18 protein-coding genes and 2 tRNA genes are annotated in these 20,945 nt (G+C 35.5%); 9 read left to right on the top strand and 11 right to left on the bottom strand.

The annotated features are described in order from the left end of the window. Window positions 1–56: 56 nt before the first annotated feature. The gene (lpxB, locus tag C8N37_RS02585; protein ID WP_108157407.1) at window positions 57–1,166 is read left to right on the top strand and encodes a lipid-A-disaccharide synthase; all 1,110 of its coding nucleotides are present in this window, start codon (window positions 57–59) and stop codon (window positions 1,164–1,166) included. Window positions 1,167–1,231: 65 nt separating this feature from the next. Continuing rightward, a complete protein-coding gene (locus C8N37_RS02580) occupies window positions 1,232–1,870 on the top strand; it encodes a hypothetical protein (RefSeq protein WP_108157406.1) in 639 nt (212 codons plus the stop codon). Window positions 1,871–1,922: 52 nt separating this feature from the next. Here the strand turns inward: C8N37_RS02580 and C8N37_RS02575 are convergent, their stop codons facing one another. The 3 genes from C8N37_RS02575 to C8N37_RS02565 all read right to left on the bottom strand — a co-directional run bounded on the left by C8N37_RS02575 (window position 1,923) and on the right by C8N37_RS02565 (window position 4,994). Continuing rightward, on the bottom strand, window positions 1,923–2,888 hold the full coding sequence (locus C8N37_RS02575; RefSeq protein WP_244914339.1) for a DUF3810 domain-containing protein: 966 nt from the start codon (window positions 2,886–2,888) through the stop codon (window positions 1,923–1,925). A gap of 121 nt (window positions 2,889–3,009) precedes the next feature. After that, window positions 3,010–4,065, bottom strand: a complete 1,056-nt coding sequence (locus tag C8N37_RS02570; protein ID WP_108157404.1) for a nucleoid-associated protein — start codon at window positions 4,063–4,065, stop codon at window positions 3,010–3,012. Between the two features lie 23 nt (window positions 4,066–4,088). Next, on the bottom strand, window positions 4,089–4,994 hold the full coding sequence (locus tag C8N37_RS02565; RefSeq protein ID WP_186812853.1) for a histone deacetylase family protein: 906 nt from the start codon (window positions 4,992–4,994) through the stop codon (window positions 4,089–4,091). Between the two features lie 128 nt (window positions 4,995–5,122). On the opposite strand from C8N37_RS02565, the gene C8N37_RS02560 reads away from it, so the two are divergent. Further along, window positions 5,123–5,758 carry a YceH family protein gene (locus tag C8N37_RS02560; RefSeq protein WP_108157403.1) on the top strand — a complete coding sequence of 212 codons (636 nt, stop codon included), beginning with the start codon at window positions 5,123–5,125 and terminating at the stop codon, window positions 5,756–5,758. A 228-nt stretch (window positions 5,759–5,986) separates the two neighbouring features. Further along, entirely contained in the window at window positions 5,987–6,862 is an 876-nt protein-coding gene (locus tag C8N37_RS02555) for a DUF72 domain-containing protein (protein ID WP_108157402.1), read from the top strand. A 68-nt stretch (window positions 6,863–6,930) separates the two neighbouring features. On the opposite strand, the gene eno is transcribed toward C8N37_RS02555, so the two are convergent. The 6 genes from eno to C8N37_RS02525 form a co-directional block, all read right to left on the bottom strand. Then, a complete protein-coding gene (gene eno / locus C8N37_RS02550) occupies window positions 6,931–8,226 on the bottom strand; it encodes a phosphopyruvate hydratase (RefSeq protein ID WP_045752670.1) in 1,296 nt (431 codons plus the stop codon). A 210-nt stretch (window positions 8,227–8,436) separates the two neighbouring features. Further along, window positions 8,437–9,537 (bottom strand): glutamine-hydrolyzing carbamoyl-phosphate synthase small subunit, encoded by a 1,101-nt coding sequence (carA, locus tag C8N37_RS02545; RefSeq protein ID WP_045752669.1) that lies wholly within the window; start codon window positions 9,535–9,537, stop codon window positions 8,437–8,439. A gap of 701 nt (window positions 9,538–10,238) precedes the next feature. After that, a complete protein-coding gene (gene obgE / locus C8N37_RS02540; RefSeq protein ID WP_045752668.1) occupies window positions 10,239–11,237 on the bottom strand; it encodes a GTPase ObgE in 999 nt (332 codons plus the stop codon). Window positions 11,238–11,281: 44 nt separating this feature from the next. Further along, window positions 11,282–11,851: an adenylate kinase gene (locus tag C8N37_RS02535; RefSeq protein ID WP_108157401.1), complete on the bottom strand. Its 570-nt coding sequence runs from the start codon at window positions 11,849–11,851 to the stop codon at window positions 11,282–11,284. Between the two features lie 70 nt (window positions 11,852–11,921). Then, a tRNA-Arg gene (locus C8N37_RS02530) sits at window positions 11,922–11,995 on the bottom strand. Between the two features lie 496 nt (window positions 11,996–12,491). Beyond that, window positions 12,492–12,565 (bottom strand) — tRNA-Arg (locus C8N37_RS02525). Between the two features lie 188 nt (window positions 12,566–12,753). On the opposite strand from C8N37_RS02525, the gene C8N37_RS02520 reads away from it, so the two are divergent. Next, window positions 12,754–13,581: an alpha/beta fold hydrolase gene (locus C8N37_RS02520; protein ID WP_108157400.1), complete on the top strand. Its 828-nt coding sequence runs from the start codon at window positions 12,754–12,756 to the stop codon at window positions 13,579–13,581. 75 nt (window positions 13,582–13,656) lie between these two features. Here the strand turns inward: C8N37_RS02520 and C8N37_RS02515 are convergent, their stop codons facing one another. Next, window positions 13,657–13,890, bottom strand: a complete 234-nt coding sequence (locus C8N37_RS02515) for a hypothetical protein (RefSeq protein ID WP_045752665.1) — start codon at window positions 13,888–13,890, stop codon at window positions 13,657–13,659. Window positions 13,891–14,469: 579 nt separating this feature from the next. On the opposite strand from C8N37_RS02515, the gene C8N37_RS02510 reads away from it, so the two are divergent. From C8N37_RS02510 to smc, 4 genes are all read left to right on the top strand, one after another. Next, on the top strand, window positions 14,470–15,081 hold the full coding sequence (locus C8N37_RS02510) for a TetR/AcrR family transcriptional regulator (protein WP_108157399.1): 612 nt from the start codon (window positions 14,470–14,472) through the stop codon (window positions 15,079–15,081). 1 nt (window position 15,082) lies between these two features. After that, window positions 15,083–15,715 carry a nitroreductase family protein gene (locus C8N37_RS02505; RefSeq protein WP_108157398.1) on the top strand — a complete coding sequence of 211 codons (633 nt, stop codon included), beginning with the start codon at window positions 15,083–15,085 and terminating at the stop codon, window positions 15,713–15,715. Window positions 15,716–15,769: 54 nt separating this feature from the next. Beyond that, window positions 15,770–16,471, top strand: a complete 702-nt coding sequence (locus tag C8N37_RS02500; RefSeq protein WP_108157397.1) for a DsbA family oxidoreductase — start codon at window positions 15,770–15,772, stop codon at window positions 16,469–16,471. Between the two features lie 143 nt (window positions 16,472–16,614). Next, window positions 16,615–20,157 (top strand): chromosome segregation protein SMC, encoded by a 3,543-nt coding sequence (smc, locus tag C8N37_RS02495; protein ID WP_108157396.1) that lies wholly within the window; start codon window positions 16,615–16,617, stop codon window positions 20,155–20,157. A 96-nt stretch (window positions 20,158–20,253) separates the two neighbouring features. Here smc and C8N37_RS02490 read toward each other — a convergent pair whose 3' ends face one another. Further along, the gene (locus C8N37_RS02490; RefSeq protein WP_108157395.1) at window positions 20,254–20,889 is read right to left on the bottom strand and encodes a YceI family protein; all 636 of its coding nucleotides are present in this window, start codon (window positions 20,887–20,889) and stop codon (window positions 20,254–20,256) included. Window positions 20,890–20,945 lie beyond the last annotated feature (56 nt).

Here is a 20,945-nt window from a genome sequence, read left to right as displayed (position 1 = left end):
GCGGATCTAAGCAAATTTATCTAAGTTTAACCCTATTATTGAATAGAATCGAGCAAATGAAATATTATCTTATAGCAGGCGAAACTTCGGGAGACTTACACGGTGCAAACCTAATCAACGCTTTAAAAGTTGAAGATCCTGAAGCTACTTTTAGCATCGTTGGTGGTACACAAATGGAAGAATCTACCAATCAAAAAGCCTTGATTCACACTTCTGAAATGGCCTTTATGGGATTTGTAGAAGTAATAAAAAATTTAGGTGCCATTTCAAAAAATCTAAAAAAGGTTAAAGAAGATATCATCAAACAAAAGCCAGATTGTGTAATTTTAATCGATTTTCCAGGATTCAATCTAAAAATTGCCGACTTTGCTAAGAAAAAAGGTTTTAAAACCTGTTATTACATCTCCCCGAAAGTATGGGCATGGAATCAAAAACGTGTCGTTAAGATTAAACGTATTGTGGATCATATGTTTTGTATTCTTCCCTTTGAAGTGGACTTTTATAAAAAATGGAAAATGCCCGTTGACTATGTAGGAAATCCACTCTTAGATGCGATTTCGTCCTATAAATTCAACCCTGATTTCATTGCCGAGCATCAACTTTCAGAAAGACCTATCATCGCTTTACTTCCAGGGAGTCGTAAGATGGAAATAGCTAAATTGCTACCTGTCATGGCCAATTTAACTTACCTCTTCCCTATGCATCAATTTGTCATCGCTGGTGCACCTAATTTCGATAAATCTTATTATCAACAGTACCTTAGCGACCAACAGATTCCAATTGTATTTAATGCCACCTATGATCTATTAAAACATGCCGAAGCAGCTGTTGTGACAAGTGGAACAGCGACCTTAGAAACAGGAATTCTTAAAGTCCCTCAGGTAGTCGTTTACAAGGCTAATGCGCTTTCCATTTGGATTGCAAAACTTGTGATCAAAGTGAAGTTTATCTCCTTGGTCAATTTGATCAACGATTACCTATCTATCCGTGAGCTCATCCAAGATGATTGTACAACTTATGATATCGCACAGGAATTAGATCAATTGATCAATAAGCCTGAGTATCGGGCAAGCGTACTGGAAAATTATGAAATATTAGCTCAAAAACTAGGTCAACCAGGCGCCTCAAACAAAACAGCTAAATTAATTGTTCAGTATATGAAGTAGCGCATTAAACTTTCAAAAACGCTATTCGTCAAATAGATGTTATTTAACATAAATTACAAATAGCCATGAAAAAAATAATTACAATGCTAACATGTGCCTTTCTGGCATTTCAGTCATATGCACAAAGCAATGTGGAGCACATCAACAAATTGGAAATTGGGAAAAAGGCTAAAAAAGTCTACAATACCAAATCATCCGATTCAACAATTAATTTACATATTGATACCTTAATTATGGGAGATAAAGCGTCTTTGATGTTTTATGCGAATAAAAATGTCAATCTAACAATTGGACATGCCATTATTGGCAACAACGCTTCCATTTCAGGTACCGATAGTAAAAACAACGGATCAAATTTTGATATTCAAGCAAATTTCCAAAAGTTAGGATCGCTATACATTGTAGCAAAAGGAGATAATGCCTTTAACGGAACGAAAACATTTCCAAATGGAAATGGTGGAAATGTAAAGTTATCACTTTCAGAAAATAGTATCGTACCACAACGAGAAAATAAGAAGCAACCCAATTATCTTCAGATTGCTAATGAAGGCGGAGGTAAAAATGTGAATGCAACAACTGATCTTCGATCGATTTATGATCGTGTGAGACAGGCACCAGCTGGATTAAGAGGTCTTCCTCAAGGACAGATCTTCTCAGGAAGTCCGGGTATAGATGGTAAGACAGAAATTATCACCATAAAATAAAAAAAAGCGAGCAATGTAAATGCTCGCTTTTTTTTATTTTATACATTTTAGTCTAACGACAACCTTTCTGCTTTAATTCATAAGCAACCACCAACCTGGTCATTCTATCATAACGAGCCAATCCTTCTTGCTGATTATTATGTTTTAAATAACCATTATAGAAGATGCCAAAGACTTTATTAGTCCAACCGGTATAATTACTCCAAAAAATAGCCTCTTGCTTCAGATCATCTAATACAAATTGTGAAAGCCTGTTTTTATAAGTGGCAAACAATTTCTCATCTATCCCTCGAAGCTCCTGTAGCATATATGATGTCGTTTGTAAATAGCTTGAATAGCGGTAAAAAAGCTCTGGATGATTTTTCAATCGAACATAGGCAATAAAATTTGCCTCGTCTTCAAACCCCACCCCCTGTTGATGTGCCAATTCATGAACATACGTAAAAGGGCTGGAAAAAACAGGCATTGCTGTATTGACATGTGCTTCATGCGTAAAAGGATTAAAATATCCCGAGACACCAAAATAGGAAATCCAGTTACTATTGAAGGGCCCCTTTGCACCGACTAAAGTCTTTGAAAGAAAAGATTGAAAAGTCGTATCCGAATATACTAACTGAACCATCTCTCTTCTTATTTTTGCATCTTGATGCTCCCATTGATTTGGATTTATCTGGGACCGTAAAAAATTTGTCGAATCGAGACATGTTTCCAAAACGACAAGATAATCAGCCAACTTTAGACTATCTGTTTTTAAACCGATATTCTGTGCAATGGGTGTCCGGTAATAGTTCATCCCCCAGCTTATATAAAAAAACAAGTATAAGCCCAAAATTACATTAATAAGATACACCAGGAATCTACCCGCATGAGCATATGTCTTTTTAAAAAGATGCTTAATAACGGTAAACGCTAATATCAAAAGGAAACAAACTGCAAAAAAATAAAATAAGTCCCCAATACTAAAAGGTAGATAACCAAAAAAAGCTTGTGGCAAATATGAAAAAAAAGGATACCACATTCTTGAATAATAGTGTTCAATAAAAACAGTATTCCTTTCCAGAATGGTGATTACTGCAATAATAGAACACAGTATTGCAAAACAGATAAGTGATTTCCTTAACATATACTTCATTTAAAATTTAGCTCTCATTTTCAAAATATAACTTATAATAGTTCATTCCCTTTTCTTCATCAAATCCCTTTTCAATATACTCTCGTTTGCCATGCAAATAAACATGAAAATTTTTATCCAGCTTTAATACTGTCTTATAAGAAGATTCCATTTTCTTGACGGCTTTATCTGCTATATCAAAACTGCTTTGAAAAGGGGAATCAAATTCATCTTCAAATCCAGATCTGAAGTCATTAAACATGGTTGCAGCAATAGGATTACCGATTACCTCTTCCTCAAACTCCTCTTGGTCAAAAGTTTCTTTCTCTTTAAAATAATTCAATGATTTATTGAGCAGATCTATCTTATCCGCTTTTTCTAATTCAAACATATCATCCAATTTTTCATTGACGAAGTTTTTATAGACCTTTAAATAATTGCCAGTTTGATTAAAATCATCATTTCGAATTTTAATATTTAGAAAATCATCTTTCCAATAGACAGCCTCCGTTTTATTGGTTTGATCCACAACCAATACTTTGAATCCCTCCTCCTCTTCAACATTCACAATGATTACACCTTTATCCAATTTATTGATATTAATCGCTTCCTCTTCGTAATCCAGTTGAAAACCACCTTGATTTGGATAAACCTTGAGATAAGTTTCCTTATTTTCCGATTTAAAAATTCCGATTGCATCATGATTTTCCCCTTCAATCTGTATATTTTTTAAAGAGACCACATATACTTCACCCGGTTTAATTTTAGGATGCATACAGACCTCATACAGATGCTTTGCTACTTGTTGAGAAAATTCATGAAAAGGTAATTGGTCCTTGAAAAACTGTTTTGTAAAGTGATAAATTTCATTCAGTTCCAGCTCCCCATTGGGATGAAACAAGCGATATACCTCATTTACTTTTGCAAAAGGACTCATAAAGTAGTGCATCAGAAGAGGGGGCAGCACTTCGTCATTTTCCAAAGGAACAGGTTGTTCCGATAAAATATAAAATTCCTCCTGCGACTTATTTCCTACACGGTGGATAGCAAGTTGATCAAAAGTAGCATCTTGATGAAAAAACATAGTTCTTATTTAAATCTGTATTATTAAAAATTATATAAATCGACAGCGATCTTAAATGTTTGGCAATGTGCATTGACAATATCTTTGATATGCATAGAATATCCTCCCCCCATACTGACCTGAACAGGGATTTTATTGGTCATACAAAGGGTAAAAACAAATTCATCACGCATCCGGCATGCCTCAGGAGATAGTTTGAGTTTGCCTAATTTATCCGTTGCCAGTATATCCACACCTGCTTGGTAAAATACAAAATCGGGTTTTACCTTTTCAAAAATTAGCGGCAAAGAATCGCCTAATAGTTGCAAATATACGTCATCTTCTAAACCATCAGCAACAGGAATGTCCAAATCTGACTGTTCTTTAATAAAGGGAAAGTTTTTATCTCCATGAATCGAATACGTGAACACACGTTCATCATCCCGAAAAATATGTGCAGTTCCATTTCCTTGATGTACATCCAAGTCAATGATTAAAATTCTGTTGGCCAACTGCTGATTCAGTAAATAGCGCGCTGCCACAGCTTGATCGTTAAGCAAGCAAAATCCCTCACCAAAGTCATAGCCTGCATGATGTGTCCCCCCTGCAATATTAAAAGATATATTATATTTTTGTGCATACAGCGCACACTGAATCGTACCATCAACAAGATAGCGCTCACGATCAACAAGACTTTTTGTCAAAGGAAAACCTATCCTACGAATCATTTTAGCGTTTAATGTCAAATCAAAGATATCCCGCACATATACAGAGTCGTGAGCTAAACAAGCTGTTTCAAAAGAGCATAAAGCAGGTTCAAAAAAATTTTCCTTTCTCACAACACCTTCATGTAAAAGCTGTAATGGAATTAACTCATATTTTTCCATCGGAAATCGATGACCTTCTCGTACGGGATGAATATATTCGGGATGGAACGCTATCTTCAACAAAGCAGTATATTTAAAACTTCACTAAGATAATAAAAAGGATATTTATTGGTTTTTATTGTGGATAATATTTAAAAATAATTGTTTCCCCCTATAAAAAATAGCATATTTGATTTCAACTCATTACATTTATGGAACTTAGCACCAAACCACAATTATCAACCGAAGAACAGCGTGTATTAGGCGCTTTGATCGAAAAGTCAAAGGTCACTCCAGAATCTTATCCGATGTCTCTGAACGGTCTCCAAAGTGCTTGCAATCAAAAAACCGCTAGAAGACCCGTAGTACAATATTCTGATGAAACTATTATCAATACCTTAGCCATATTGAAGAAAAAGGGACTTATCGCACATGTTGTTGGTGGTGGAAGCCGCGTGACCAAGTATAAACACAATTTGGCCATACAATTTCCATTAGTACCATCAGAATTAGCGATTATATGCCTACTCTTACTTCGTGGACCATTAACTGCAGGCGAAATAAACTCAAATTCAGGACGTCTTTACGATTTTGAAGCTTTAGAGGATATCACGGTTCAGCTAGATAAATTGGCATCAGAAGGATTTTTAAAAGCACTCGATAAACAACCTGGACATAAAGAAGTCAGATATATTCATCTTTTAGGGGACGTTGATCTAGAACAATTTGAACACACTCCTGCTACATCAGAAAGCACTGCACTTCTCCAAAAAAGAATTGAAACATTAGAACTGGAATTAGCACAACTGAAACAACAATTTCAGGAATTTTGGGATGAACTACATTAATACTTAATCAAAATCAATTCATGTTTTAAAGAAATAGCAAGAGATACACTGAATTTTCGTCTGTCAGTAAACACAATGAAATAGCGATATTAGGTGTGATTGCATTTCAAAAATAAAAGTTTTCAATGCTTTAAAATCTATTCAATACCATTGTAAATAGAACTGGAATTTGTATATTATTTAAACTTCATTTCGCTTTACTTGTTATAAACAATAAAAACCGACAATATGAAATTTGGACAAGTCACTAACCCTCAAGATATCGATTTTACCTTACCACCGAGCTCCCCTGAAACACTGAGATTACTCAAGCAACACAAAAACAAAGAATCCTTTGAAGTATATGTGGGCTGTGCCAAGTGGAATAAGACAGAATTGAAAGGCTTCTATCCAAGAGGAACCAAAGATGAACTGACCTATTACAGCCATCAATTTAATAGTATCGAGTTAAATGCAACATTCTATCATGCACCGTCCAAGGAACAAGTAGAAACTTGGAAGAATAAGACACCAGAAGATTTTAAATTTTTTCCTAAAATACCGCAGTCTATCAGTCATTATAGTCGCCTATTGAATACCGAAGAAAAAGTAAAAGAATTTACTGACAATATCGCTTTTTTCGAAGAGAAGTTAGGGATGATTTTCTTGCAGATGCACGATAACTATAAACCTAAAGACATGGAACGCTTGCGTGAGTTTCTGTCAAAATTTCCAAAAGGTCTTCCACTAGCAGTAGAAGTACGCAATCAAGAATGGTTTTCAGATCCCAAAATAGCTGAAGCCTACTTTCAATCACTGGAACAGTTCAGGATAACAAATGTATTGGTTGATACAGCAGGACGACGTGACTTATTGCACATGCGCTTGACTACACCTATCGCCTTTATACGGTATGTTGGTGCCAATCATGCTTCGGATTACTCCCGATTGGATGAATGGATTGCGGTTATTAAACAATGGAGAAAGGCAGGACTGCAAAAATTATATTTCTTTATCCACCAAAATATAGAAGTGGAGTCTCCCCTATTGGCAACTTATTTTATTCAACAATTAAATGCAGAGTTCGGTCTAAATATCGTTTGTCCAAATAAAGGTAACTCTTAGAACAGGAAAAAAATAAAAAGCCTAATCAAATGATTAGGCTTTTTATTTTTATGCTTTATTTAAAAGAATTATTTTTTAGCAAAACGGAAGTTTTTACCAATAAAACGTGCATTTGCGCCTAATTCTTCTTCAATACGTAATAATTGATTGTATTTAGCCATACGATCCGAACGTGAAGCCGAACCTGTTTTAATTTGACCACAGTTCAATGCAACAGCTAAATCAGCAATTGTCGAATCTTCAGTCTCTCCAGAACGGTGTGACATTACTGAAGTATAGTTTGAATGCTGTGCTAAAGTAACCGCATTGATTGTTTCCGTTAAAGATCCAATTTGATTAACTTTTACCAAGATTGAGTTTGCTGTATCGGTATCAACACCTTGTTGCAAACGTTTTGTGTTCGTAACAAATAAATCATCACCAACTAATTGGATCGTTGCACCGATTTTTTCAGTTAACAATTTCCATCCAGACCAGTCATCTTCTTGCATACCATCTTCAATAGAAATAATCGGATATTTCTCAGTCAATTCTGCTAAATAAGCAACTTGCTCTTCAGAAGTACGGATGGCACCTTTATCACCTTCAAATTTAGTATAATCGTATTTTCCGTTTACATAAAATTCAGATGCAGCACAGTCTAAAGCCAAACAGATATCAGAACCTGGTTTGTAACCTGCTGCTTCGATAGCTTTTAAAACAGTTTCAATAGCATCTTCAGTACCATCAAAAGTTGGAGCAAAACCACCTTCGTCACCTACTGCTGTAGATAAACCACGGTCATGCAAAATCTTTTTCAAGTTATGGAATACTTCTGTTCCCCAGCGCAAAGCTTCTGAGAATGAAGGTGCACCTACTGGCATAATCATAAACTCTTGGAAAGCAATAGGAGCATCAGAGTGAGAACCACCATTAATGATGTTCATCATCGGAATAGGTAACGTATTGGCATTAACACCACCAATATAACGGTATAGAGGTTGACGAGACTCTTGCGCAGCAGCTTTTGCAACAGCTAAAGAAACACCCAAAATAGCATTAGCTCCTAAATTTCCTTTATTTTCAGTGCCGTCCAAATCAATCATGATTTTGTCGATTGCATTTTGTTCAAAAACGTCAACACCTGCCAAAGCTTCAGCAATTTTAGTATTTACATTTTCTACTGCTTTCAAAACACCTTTACCTAAGTATTTTGATTTATCACCATCACGCAACTCTACTGCTTCGTGAACACCTGTAGAAGCACCAGAAGGTACTGCAGCACGTCCAACGAAACCATTCTGTGTCGTTACATCTACTTCGATAGTAGGATTTCCGCGCGAATCCAAAATCTGACGCGCATGTACATCAATAATTAAACTCATTGTAATATTGGTTTAAACTTTTTATATAGTATTTTATACAATACTTAGTGTAATTTTTACACTAAAAAATTATATTCTGATTTAATAATCAAATATAAATAAAATTGGGCTGATTAAAAAACGTAAAACACAATTTTATGGCAAGAATGAATAGCTAAAGAACAAAAAAAGAGGTTAGCAAATCGCTAACCCCTCTCCTATACTTATTCATTATTTTTTTATCAATTCAATGAAATCATCAAATAAATAACGTGAATCATGTGGACCAGGTGATGACTCTGGGTGATATTGTACCGAGAATGCATTTTTACCGATCACACGGATACCTTCAATCGATTGGTCATTTAAGTTGATATGGGTTACTTCAACTTTATCAGACTGTTCAATATCTTCTGCAACTACACCAAAACCGTGATTCTGCGATGTAATTTCACAACGATTGGCAATGATGTTTTTCACAGGATGATTGATACCACGATGTCCATTGTGCATTTTCTGAGTACGAATATCATTTGCTAAGGCCAATATCTGATGCCCAAGACAGATTCCAAACATAGGCTGATCAGCCGCTAAAATATCTTTTACTGTTTGTATGGCGTAACTCATCGCAGATGGGTCACCAGGACCATTAGAGATAAAATATCCCGCAGGATTCCATTCTTGCATTTCAGCAAAAGTTGTTTTAGCAGGAAATACCTTGGCATAAACTTCTCTTTGATCGAAATTGCGAAGAATATTTTTCTTAATACCTAGATCTAGTACTGCAACACGAACCGGAGCATCTTCATTACCGTAGAAATAAGGCTCGGTGGTCGATACCTGAGATGATAATTCAAGTCCATCCATAGATGGAACAGTAGCTAATGTTGCTTTTAAAGATTCAACATCTAAATTCTCAGATGAAATAATGGCATTCATAGCCCCTTTGTTGCGGATATGACGTACTAAAGATCGCGTATCAATATCAGAAATACCCACTAGATTTCCTTCTTCAAAATAGCTTTGAATAGATTCATCAGCCATTTTACGACTATAGTTAATATTATAATTCTTACAAACTAGTCCTGCTATTTGAATCTTACCAGATTCTGTGTCATCTTCATCAATTCCATAGTTACCAATATGGGCATTGGTTGTTACCATGATTTGTCCGAAGTATGAAGGGTCCGTAAAAATCTCTTGATAACCTGTAGTTCCGGTATTGAAACAAATCTCGCCAGTAGTCGTTCCAATTTTACCCGCTGCTTTTCCGTGATAAACTGTTCCGTCTTCTAAAACTAAAATTGCAGGCAATTTGCTGTAGTTGGTCATTATTTATTAAATATAAAATTGTTTTTAATAATTCCTTGCTTGATCGAAGTTTGGTGTATAAAAAAAGCCCTAAATGGGCTAAATTATCAATTAAACAATTGATTTAACGATAACGAATTTATCGTTCTTTATAACATTTGCGAAAGCATTTACTTCAATTTTCACAGGAGACAAAGGTATAACAAAATCATCAAAGTAAAAAGACTTTTTTTATTTAATTGTGATATTCTAAATTTATTGACGTAATAAATTAAATTTCAGCACAAAAACAATGTATTTGTTATCCATTTCCAATGCTATTTACGCTATAACCCTACCATATCACCAAATAATCAGGAGTAGATTGATGATATACCAGATGTTACATGCACCAAAGATAACAATCCAGATGCTCCTATTTGTATCAGTGACGATGATGAATCCCGCAACTTTAAAAAGATACAGCATCACGAACAAACACCCATCTTTAACCTTTCGCATATGATGACATGGTCAGTGTTCGTTATTTTTGCTAATCATATAAGCAGAAGTAATTCTAATCGAAGTTGCTGTACGCAACAGTACTCCTATTTGCCACTATATCCCCTCTAAACTGCGCTAATAACAATAAAATTGATCATAATGATACAATGTGGTATGAATTTAAAATAAGAAAGGCGATTGCAAAACAGCAATCGCCTTTCTTATCCATATACTAATAATTATGAATTAATAGCCTTCCAGATCATGTCCTTCAATTGCAAAATATTTTTACCCGCAACTGATGATATGAAAATATGTGGCAATCCTTCCGGAACTTCTTTTTCCATCTCACGTTCCAATTCTTCGTCCAGCATATCCGACTTCGTAATCGCCAATAATTTTGGTTTATCGCGAAGTTCAGGATTATAAACAGATAATTCGTTCAATAAAATATCATACTCCTGTTTTATGGTACGTTCTGTATCAGCAGGTACCATAAATAATAAAACAGAATTTCGCTCGATATGTCTTAAAAATCGATACCCTAAGCCCTTTCCTTCTGAAGCACCTTCGATAATACCAGGAATATCTGCCATTACAAAAGATTTGCCATCACGGTAGCTCACAATACCTAAATTGGGAACCAGAGTTGTAAAAGGATAATTGGCAATTTCTGGTTTAGCAGCAGAAACAACAGATAAAAGCGTGGATTTTCCGGCATTTGGAAAACCTACTAATCCCACATCAGCTAATACTTTTAATTCCAAAATAATCCAGCGTTCTTGACCAGGCATACCTGGTTGCGCAAAACGTGGAGTTTGCTGTGTAGAAGATTTAAAGTGCCAGTTTCCTAATCCACCTTTACCACCAGGAGTTAAAATCTGCGTTTCACCATCTTCGGTAATTTCAAATAAAACTTCTCCGGTTTCAGCATCTTTAGCAACTGTACCAGCAGGAACTTCCAGAATTTCATCCTTACCCGAAGCACCTGTACTTGTAGCTGAGCTACCAGATTCACCACTAGAAGCAATAATATGCTTTCTATATTTAAGGTGTAATAGCGTCCACAATTGTGTATTCCCTTTTAGAATAATGTGACCTCCACGGCCTCCATCACCTCCATCAGGTCCACCCTTCATGGTTGTTTTATCTCGATGCAAGTGCGCTGAGCCAGATCCTCCGTGTCCCGATCGACAACACACCTTCACATAATCAACAAAATTCGAACCCTGCGCCATAGAAATAAAATATGTTTGTTAGTAAAACGTTTCCGTTTCCTTATTTAATAATTGTCAATAATAGCAGTTAACTCTCCGAAAATAAAATCAATATCACCGATACCGTTTACTTTGGACAATTTACCCTGTGCTTCATAATAGGGTAAAACATGAATTGTCTTGGTGAAATATTCATCAATACGTTTTACCAATTTATCTGCTGCATCGTCTGCACGTCCAGAAATCTCCTGACGCTTGGCAATGCGTGTTTTTAATTCGTCTTCATTCACATCTAAAGCAATAACTACAGAAATAGAAGAGTTAATACCGGTTAGAAATTCATCCAACGCTTCAGCTTGTGCCACTGTACGTGGAAAACCATCAAAAATAAATCCTTTCGCTTCCGGATTTTTCTTCACTTCCTCTTCCAGCATCGCAATCGTAATCGAATCAGGCACCAAATTTCCGTCGGCAATAATCTGACTTACTTGTTTACCTAGAGCTGTCTGGTTTTGAATATGAGCTCTAAAGATATCACCCGTTGAAACATGAACTAACTGATATTTATCGATAAGTTTCTGCGATTGTGTTCCCTTCCCTGCCCCCGGAGGGCCAAATATTACAAGGTTTAGCATAGTAGTATTTAGAGTAATAGAGTAAAAAAATAAAAGCCTAATCGCTATATTGATTAGGCTTTTCAAATAGTGCGCTCAAAGGGAGTCGAACCCCTAACCTCCTGATCCGTAGTCAGGTGCTCTATCCAATTGAGCCATGAGCGCGTCAACCATTACGTCATCTTCATTGCTGTTCTTCCGTTTTGGTGATGCAAATATAGGCAAAATAGCACTCCCTCCAAATTTTTTTTTCAAATTTTATCTAATAGTCTGATAATGAAACAAAATAAATAATCGCTTATCGAATACTTTAATGATTACTTATAATCTATCTCAGAAGCTTCCTGATACCACATTATAGATCATGTACAAAACGTCTCAGCGATCAACAATCAGAAGTTAAAATTGGAATATTAATATCATGGCTGATGATCAACTACAATAATAGCATAAAAATTATTTTCCCTCTTTTATGTATAGCAGCAGTATCTCAATTTGGTCTTGGCTTATGATCGTCATAAAAAATCAAACATCAGATTATATAACATAATTGATATCCTTACAATATTAGTGGGGGCTCCGAGAAAATAGATGACAGATGATAGGAAAGATATAGAAAAAACAAAAGCTTAATCTTTATCAGACTAAGCTTTTGTAGTTGTGCACTCAAAGGGAGTCGAACCCCTAACCTCCTGATCCGTAGTCAGGTGCTCTATCCAATTGAGCCATGAGTGCATTTTAATTTGACTTGTTTAAAAGTCATACCCTTTTGTTTGGTGATACAAATATGGGGACTTTTTTCAATTCTGCAAACTATTTTCCAACTTTTTTGATCAAAAAAACTAATATTTTTTTTATCTTATTGATAGTATTACATTTACAGGAGTTATTTTTTTAATATTTTTTTTCATAAAGACGATCCTATGTTCCAAAAGGAAACGAAACTAAACAAAATACGCATCGATGATATCAGCATTTCTTACATGATAAGACCAAGCAAGCTGCATATGCCGCAAAAGACGATTATATTTTTACATGGATTTCCATTTAACAAAAACATGTGGCGTGAACAACTACTGGATCTAGATGAAACAATGACTGGTATTGCAATTGATATTAGGGGACATGGACATAGCACTCGAGGGCATGGATTTTTTAGTATCGATGTATTCGCAAAGGATTTAATCAAATTGATCACTCATTTAAATTTAAATAATGTTGTGCTTTGTGGCGTATCCATGGGAGGTTATATTGCACTTCGGACCTATGAATTAAAGAATGATAAAATAAAAGGACTTATTTTAAGTAACACGCACGCATTTGCCGATGATAATCAAGGCAAACAAAAACGTTTTGACTCGATCCAAGCATTACTGAAATATGGCAAGCGTCCCTTTTCTTTAGGATTTATTGAAACTATTTTTTCCAAGAAAACATTATCCGACAATCCTCAAGCGATTGAAGTGATTAAAAGTTCGATCAGAAGAAACGATTTGGCGAGCATCTGTGCCACGCAATTAGCTTTGGCAGCTCGAACAGATACCACGGCAATGCTATCGTCTATAACTGTCCCCACTCTCGTGATTAAGGGAAAAGAAGATAAATTGGTAAATGAAAAACAAATTAATAGCTTATTGGAGGGGATAGCAGATGTTAAATACGTTGAATTTGCAGCATCTGGTCATTTGCCTAATTTAGAAGAACCCAAAAAATTCAACCAGGAAATCAACACTTTTTTACGTTCTTTTTAATTAAAGAGCGTAAAAAAATGCAGTGGATAAAAATCGACACTGCATTAAATTGGATGTTCCAATAGAAACCAAGTTTTATAAACCACGGTATTTGCTTTGTTTATATTTAAAAAAATCATTCAAATGCTGTATATTTTCCTTTCTTTCCTCCGATTTACGATAAGAAATAATGGCATCCCATATAAACAAACCAAACGCCAATGCTGCAAAAAGTACAGGTAAGCTTAGTAAGTTTCCAGTTGCATTTTGCATGATTAACCAAGTTGAAATAACTACCGTCAATAAAAATTTAATAATAAATCCTAACATAATAATAAATTAAAGTGAATTGAATAAGACGCTGGCAATTCTTGCCCCACGTGTGAATAAACGATGATGCCCAGTTTTGAAGTCTTAGTTCACTAGCATAAAATATGACCAGCAATCTAAATTGGTGGAGAAGAACCAATATATTGATGAATCAAACTATGAAGTCAATTTTAAAATAGCAAGAAACGTATGGATGAGAAAAAAAATGTTATTTTTTTTCATGAATGCTATTCAAGAACTGACCAAAATTAAAGCCATCATAGAGCATTTAATTTTGCACTAACCACAAATGTACTAATTTTTTTAGATATAACCAAATGTCATACGCAAAATATTAGTTGACATATATTATATTTTATTTTATAAATAACTAAAATATAAGTAAATAAAAAGTATAGGACTCATAGCCAGATGATATTATCCGATAGTTGAAAATATGGAGAGCATCTTATAGAATTATCAAAATATCGCTTATCATGGTCGGAGCATCTGTCATCTGAGTGTAGTAAATTTGGCGTGATATTCAGGTTTTAAAAATCATTGTTAATTTTGCTAACACTGTTAACTAATGGAGTATAGATGGGGGTTGTAGAGCGCAAATTAAGAGATTTAGAAAAAATTAAATTACAAATAATTGAACAGTCATGGCTTATTGTAGAGGAAGAGGGCTGGCAGGCACTTTCGATTCGTAAAATTGCCGATGCTATCGAGTACAGTGTACCCGTGATCTATAAGCACTTTGAAAACAAAGATGCCATTATTGCTTATTTTACTAGACAAGGTTTTGCGATGATGGCAGAGCAACTCGCTTCTGCCGTGGACCTCAATAAAAGTGCTGACGACAATTTATACAACATCGCCACATCATACTGGAAATTTGCCCTTGAACATAAAAAATGTTATGAAATTATGTTTGGATTAGGCATTCCACAATGCGAGGTCGTTAACAGTATTAAAGAAATGAAAGCAACATCTACTGTCATGTTAACTTGCATTTCCAAATGTATAACTGAAAATAATGTCGATCAGATCGATCTGTATTTAAAGTTCAAAACCTTTTGGTCGATTTTACATGGCATTATCACTATTGAATTTCTATCAAACCAAAAAACCAATCCAGAAGAAGTGTCTCCAATTTTAACAGATGCGATTCAAGGATTTATTATATCATTAAAACATCATCATAACTAACATGAGTTTATTAGAAGATTTAAAATGGAGATATGCCACCAAGAAAATGAATGGCACTCCTGTAGCACAAGAAAAAATTGACTACATTTTAGAAGCTGCTCGCCTGGCTCCTACTTCCTCTGGATTACATCCTTTTCGCGTCATTGAAATTTCTGATCCAGAATGGAAAGCTAAAATCCAGCCCATCGCATATGGACAATCACAAATCGTCGATAGTTCACATATCTTGGTATTTGCAGCGTACGATGCCTATACAAAAGAACGTGTCGAAGCAACTTTTGCACAACAAGCAGAAGAAAGAGGATTACCTTTAAACTTTGCAGATGATTACAAAAATAACTTATTCGCACAATTATCAGCATTGTCTCAAGAACAGCAATTTAGTCATGCTGCGCGTCAAGCTTATATTGGTTTTGGATTGGCATTAGCAGCAGCAGCAGAGCAAAAGATTGATGCCACTCCTATGGAAGGTTTCAACAATGAACAATTAGATGCCTTACTTGAACTGGATAAATTAGGTCTTAAATCAGTGTCCATCATAGCAATCGGCTATCGTGATGAAGCTCATGACTGGTTAGTGAACATGAAAAAAGTGAGACCGCTCCAAGAAGATTTTATTATTAAATTTAACTAGATATATTTCTGGGAACCCTCTAATGAAGAATGTTCCCATTATTAAGCACATATTATGAAAATAGAAATTTGGTCTGATATCGTTTGTCCATTTTGTTATATTGGCAAAAAAAGATTAGAACAAGCTTTAGCATCCTTTCCACATCGTGATGAAGTAGAAATTGTATGGAAATCCTACCAATTGCATCCTCAATTTCCACAAGATGCAGCAGGCATACCCGCAATTAAGTACATCAAAGATGCCAAAGGATTGAGTGAAGAAGAGACTTTGGGCATGATGCATCAAGTACAGTCCATCGGCAAGTCTCTGAATATTGACTTTAATTTTGAAAAATCATTGATCGTTAACACCTTAAATGCACATCGCCTCATTCATTTCGCTCAAGAAATCGGTCAGGGCAATGTATTAAAAGAGCGCTTATTTAAAGCACATTTTAGTGAAGGTACAGATATCAATCATATCGACAGTTTAACTGCACTCGCTGTAGAAATAGGTCTAGATCAAATAGCTGTTGAAGAGCTGCTACACAGTGACCGCTTTGCCTACGAAGTGACACAAGATATTCAAGAAGGCATCAACTTAGGTTTACGTGGCGTTCCGTTTTTTGTTTTTAACCAAAAATTTGGAATCGCAGGAGCACAACCTTTAGAAATGTTTGAGAAAACACTTCGTCAAGCCTATGATGATGCCAAACCGGCAATCATTATGAATGATAATGAAGGTCCTAGCTGCGATAGTGAAGCAGGATGTTGTTAATGGTTTTCCATGAACAATTTTCATAATCAGACATAACCATCAGGTTACCAAAACTTATGCTTTTGAATCGCAAAATCGTGCGAATAAGTTGAACTTATTTCTTAATTTCGTTTCCTATTTAATGCAGAAAAATTGTAGTATAAATGCAGTTAACCAAACTAGAAATAAAAGGATTCAAAAGCTTCGGCGACAAGATCACCATCAACTTTAATGAAGGCGTCACGGCTATCGTGGGTCCTAATGGTTGTGGAAAATCAAATGTTGTAGATGCAATACGTTGGGTTTTGGGAGAGCAAAGTACACGGATGCTCCGTTCAGAAAAAATGGAAAATATCATTTTTAATGGAACGAAAAATCGTAAAGCCGCAAACTTGGCTGAAGTATCGCTCACGTTTGATAATAATAAAAATGTGCTTCCTACCGCATTTACGACAGTCACCGTGACGCGTAAATTGTTTAGAAACGGGGATAGTGAGTATCGATTGAACGATGTAAAATGTCGTTTAAAAGATATTACTGACCTCTTTCTAGACACAGGGGTTGGTGCTGATTCGTATTCGATCATTGAATTGAGGATGATCGATGAAATAATCAATAATAAAGAAAACTCACGTCGTAATCTATTTGAAGAGGCTTCAGGAATTTCCAAATACAAAGTTCGCAAAAAACAAACCTTAAATAAGCTTAGAGACACCGAAGTCGATTTAAGTCGTGTAGATGATCTGCTCTTTGAGATCACTAAAAACTTAAGGTCTTTGGAAGGTCAAGCTAAAAAAGCAGAAAAATATACGCTGTTAAAAGATGAATACCGTCAAAGTAGCATCAATCTAGCCTACTATCGCATCGGAGATTTCAGCAGTGAATTGGAACGTTTACAGCAGCAGGAATCTAAATTGAACAAGCAAAGCACAGATGCTCAAGAACATATCAGTAAAGCTGAAAATGAATTGAAGCAAATTCGTGAAGATAATTTAGAGCAAGAAAAAAACGTCTCCCTACAACAAAAAGCAACGCAAGAGTTTATCAATAAAATCCGAAATTATGAGTCGGAGAAAAAAGTTAAAAACGAGCAGCTTAAAAATCTTCAAGACAAAGAAAATCGGCTGAATCTGGAGATCAACAATGACAATCAGCAGCTCAATCATGTGCTCTATACCATTAAACGTCTCCATGAAGAATTATTTCATGAACAACAGCAATTGGATAATTTTCAAGCGAATCTTGAAAAGGATAAATTTGAAGTCGAAGAACTGAGAGGTCAACAGCAAGCTGCCAAAGGAAAACTCGATGCTTTCAATAAAGAAAGTACATCATTGCAGGACAATATTTATAGGCTTGAAAAGGATATTGCAGTATTAAATATACAAAAAGAAGCCCTTTTGCAAGAGTCTGTCCGCACACTGGCGGATACCGAATCAAAAGAAGCAGAATTAAATCAATTCAACATCGCGGTTGCCGAGTTGGAAGGACGTGTTGAAACACAACAGCAACAGTATGAGACCGCCATACAAATGGAAGAAGAGTTGCAAACGCAACTGCAGCATCATACTACAAACATCAATACCCTCAAAGAAGATCTAAGTAAAGAATCTAGATTAGCAGATGCCAAGCAAAACGAATATAACTTAACAAAATCATTAATAGATAACTTAGAAGGATTTCCGGACTCCATCCGATTTTTAAAGAAAAATGCAGGCTGGAAAAAGCAGCCACCTTTATTTTCGGATATCCTATTCTGTGAAGAAGATTATCGTGTAGCAATCGAAAATTATTTGGAACCGATCATGAACCATTATGTCGTGGAAACACAACAGGATGCTGTTCAGGCGATCAACCTTTTGAGTGACGCGGCCCGTGGACGTGCAAATTTCTTTATTCTGGATGCTATTGAGTCAGTACCCACTGCTCCATCAATTGATCATGACCTCCTGACACCGGCATTGGATGTGATTACTGTTGATGACAGATTCAAACCCCTGTGTCAAGTACTGCTGCAACATGTTTTTATTTTACAACGTGAACGTGATCATGAACTCGAACTAGCACTACCTCAAGGAGATACTATTATTTTGCAAAAAAATGGTAAATTTTCTAAAAGCAAATTGGGGCTATCAGGGGGGTCTGTTGGATTATTTGAAGGAAAAAGAATTGGACGTGCTAAAAATATTGAAATCTTAGCGAAAGAAATCAAAACGCTTAATGAAAGTATCCATATTTTACAAGATAAAATAGCAGATGAGACTGGACGCTTAACAGCTCTACAATCGAATTCGCAAAAGGAAACAATTGATGAACTTCGTTTTCAACTAAACCGGTTAAATAATGAACTGATATCTGTTAAAACAAAACAAGAACAGTATCAAACCTTTATTACCAATGCGCTCAATCGCAAGAAGGATATACAAGATAAAATTGTCGCCATCGAAAATGATTTGTTGATTTTGGAACCCAAAATACAAGATTTCAAAAACGAACGTGAACAACAGGTTGGTGATTTACAAGACTATCAGGATCGTTTCAATGAAATTTCTGAAATCTTAACCGAGAAATCTGCCAGCTATAATCAAGGGAATATTGCTTACCACCAACAGCAAAACAAGGTTTCAAATATCAATAAAGATCTTGAATTCCGAGAAACGCAACAAGATGATTTTCAAAACCGTATCGATCGTAACAGTAAAGATCTCGCAGAAGTGCAACTTTCTTTAAAAAATACGGCCCAATTCGTCGATGAAGAAGATGAAGACCTCGTGGATATGTATACCCAGAAAGATGCGTTAGAAAAGGGTTTAGAGGACTTAGAAAAGAATTACTATGGCGTACGGAAACAAATCAATGAGCTTGAGGAACAGATCATCCAGTATCGTCGTTCAAAAGAACAAGACGATCTCCTAATTTCTGAAATAAAAGATAAGAAAACGACACTTCAAATTGATCTCAATACGTTAAAAGAGCGCCTATCAGCGGAGTTTAATATTGAATTGAAAGATTTATTGGACCAGGAAGAAGCGCCCACGATTTCCGAAGATCAGGATGCACTTGTAGCCAAATGTACTAAGCTGAAAAAACAGTTGAATGAATATGGTTCTATCAATTTAATGGCCAAAGAAGCTTTTGATGAGATGAATGAACGTTACAACTTTATCAATAAAGAAAAAGCTGATTTATTAGAAGCAAAAGGATCTTTAATGGCAACAATTAAAGAAATTGATGATACCGCAGAAGTACAATTTATGTTTACATTCAATAGTGTCCGTGATAACTTTATCAAAGTTTTCCGTTCCTTATTTAATGAAGAGGATAGCTGTGATTTAATCCTAACAGATCCTTCCAAACCTTTAGATTCAGATATTGATATCATCGCGCGTCCAAAAGGAAAAAGACCACTTTCGATCAATCAGTTATCTGGGGGCGAGAAAACATTAACTTCTACGGCGCTTTTGTTCTCGCTGTATCTATCTAAGCCTGCCCCCTTCTGTATCTTTGATGAGGTGGATGCACCATTGGATGATACTAATATTGATAAATTTAACAACATTATTCGCGACTTTTCGAAGAACTCACAATTTATAGTGGTTTCTCACAATAAGAAAACGATAGCAAGCACCGATATCATCTATGGTGTAACCATGGTCGAGCAAGGTGTATCACGCGTAGTTGCTGTAGATTTGAGAGATGTTGCTTAAGGTTTCATAACAGTTGCTAAGGCGGCCTATTGTATAAAAAAAGGAGCGATAAAATTTTATCGCTCCTTTTTTTATACTGCTTCTAAGCAGTTGATATTATTTAGTCGCTACCAAAGAAACCTTAAAGTTAATTTCAGCAGAGATTAAATCATCTTTTTTACCTTCATAACTTACACCCCAATCTGCACGAACGATATTAAAATCAGCTTCTGTTTTGATTGTTGTTGCAGTTGATTCAACAACTTTAGTATCGAATGAAATATTTTTAGTAACACCTTTGATCGTTAAGTTACCAGAGACTTTCACATCTTGAGGAGTAGCACCTGCTTCAGCTTTAGTGATAACAAAAGTGGCTTCTGGAAATTTAGCTACATCAAAGAAGTCTGCTGCTTTCAAATGTCCATCCAATTTCTCCTTATACTCACCTTCCAAGTCTGTAGAACTAATTGTATTCAAGTCCAACGCAAATGTACCACCGGTGAGAACACCATTATCTACACTTAAAGTACCTGATTTAATTGCAATTGTACCTGTATGTGCACCTGTTACTTTTGTACCTGTCCATACTACTTTCGATTGCGCCACATCTACTTGATAAACCTCTCCTGCGGGAGTATCAATTTGTTCAGTAGCGACAGAATCTTGAACTTCAGCTTTTTTTCCTTCGGGATTTCCAGCGCATGAAGACATAATAACAGCTGCAATAGCGGGCAATAACAATAATTTTTTCATAATTAATATACTTTTATATGTTTAAACATTTGATTTATCAAATATATTATAAGATT

Origin of the sequence: Sphingobacterium faecium, assembly GCF_003054045.1 — a bacterium.
GTDB lineage: Bacteria > Bacteroidota > Bacteroidia > Sphingobacteriales > Sphingobacteriaceae > Sphingobacterium > Sphingobacterium faecium.
Note: the sequence above shows the minus strand (reverse complement) of the source record. Positions and strands in the feature narration are given on the sequence as shown.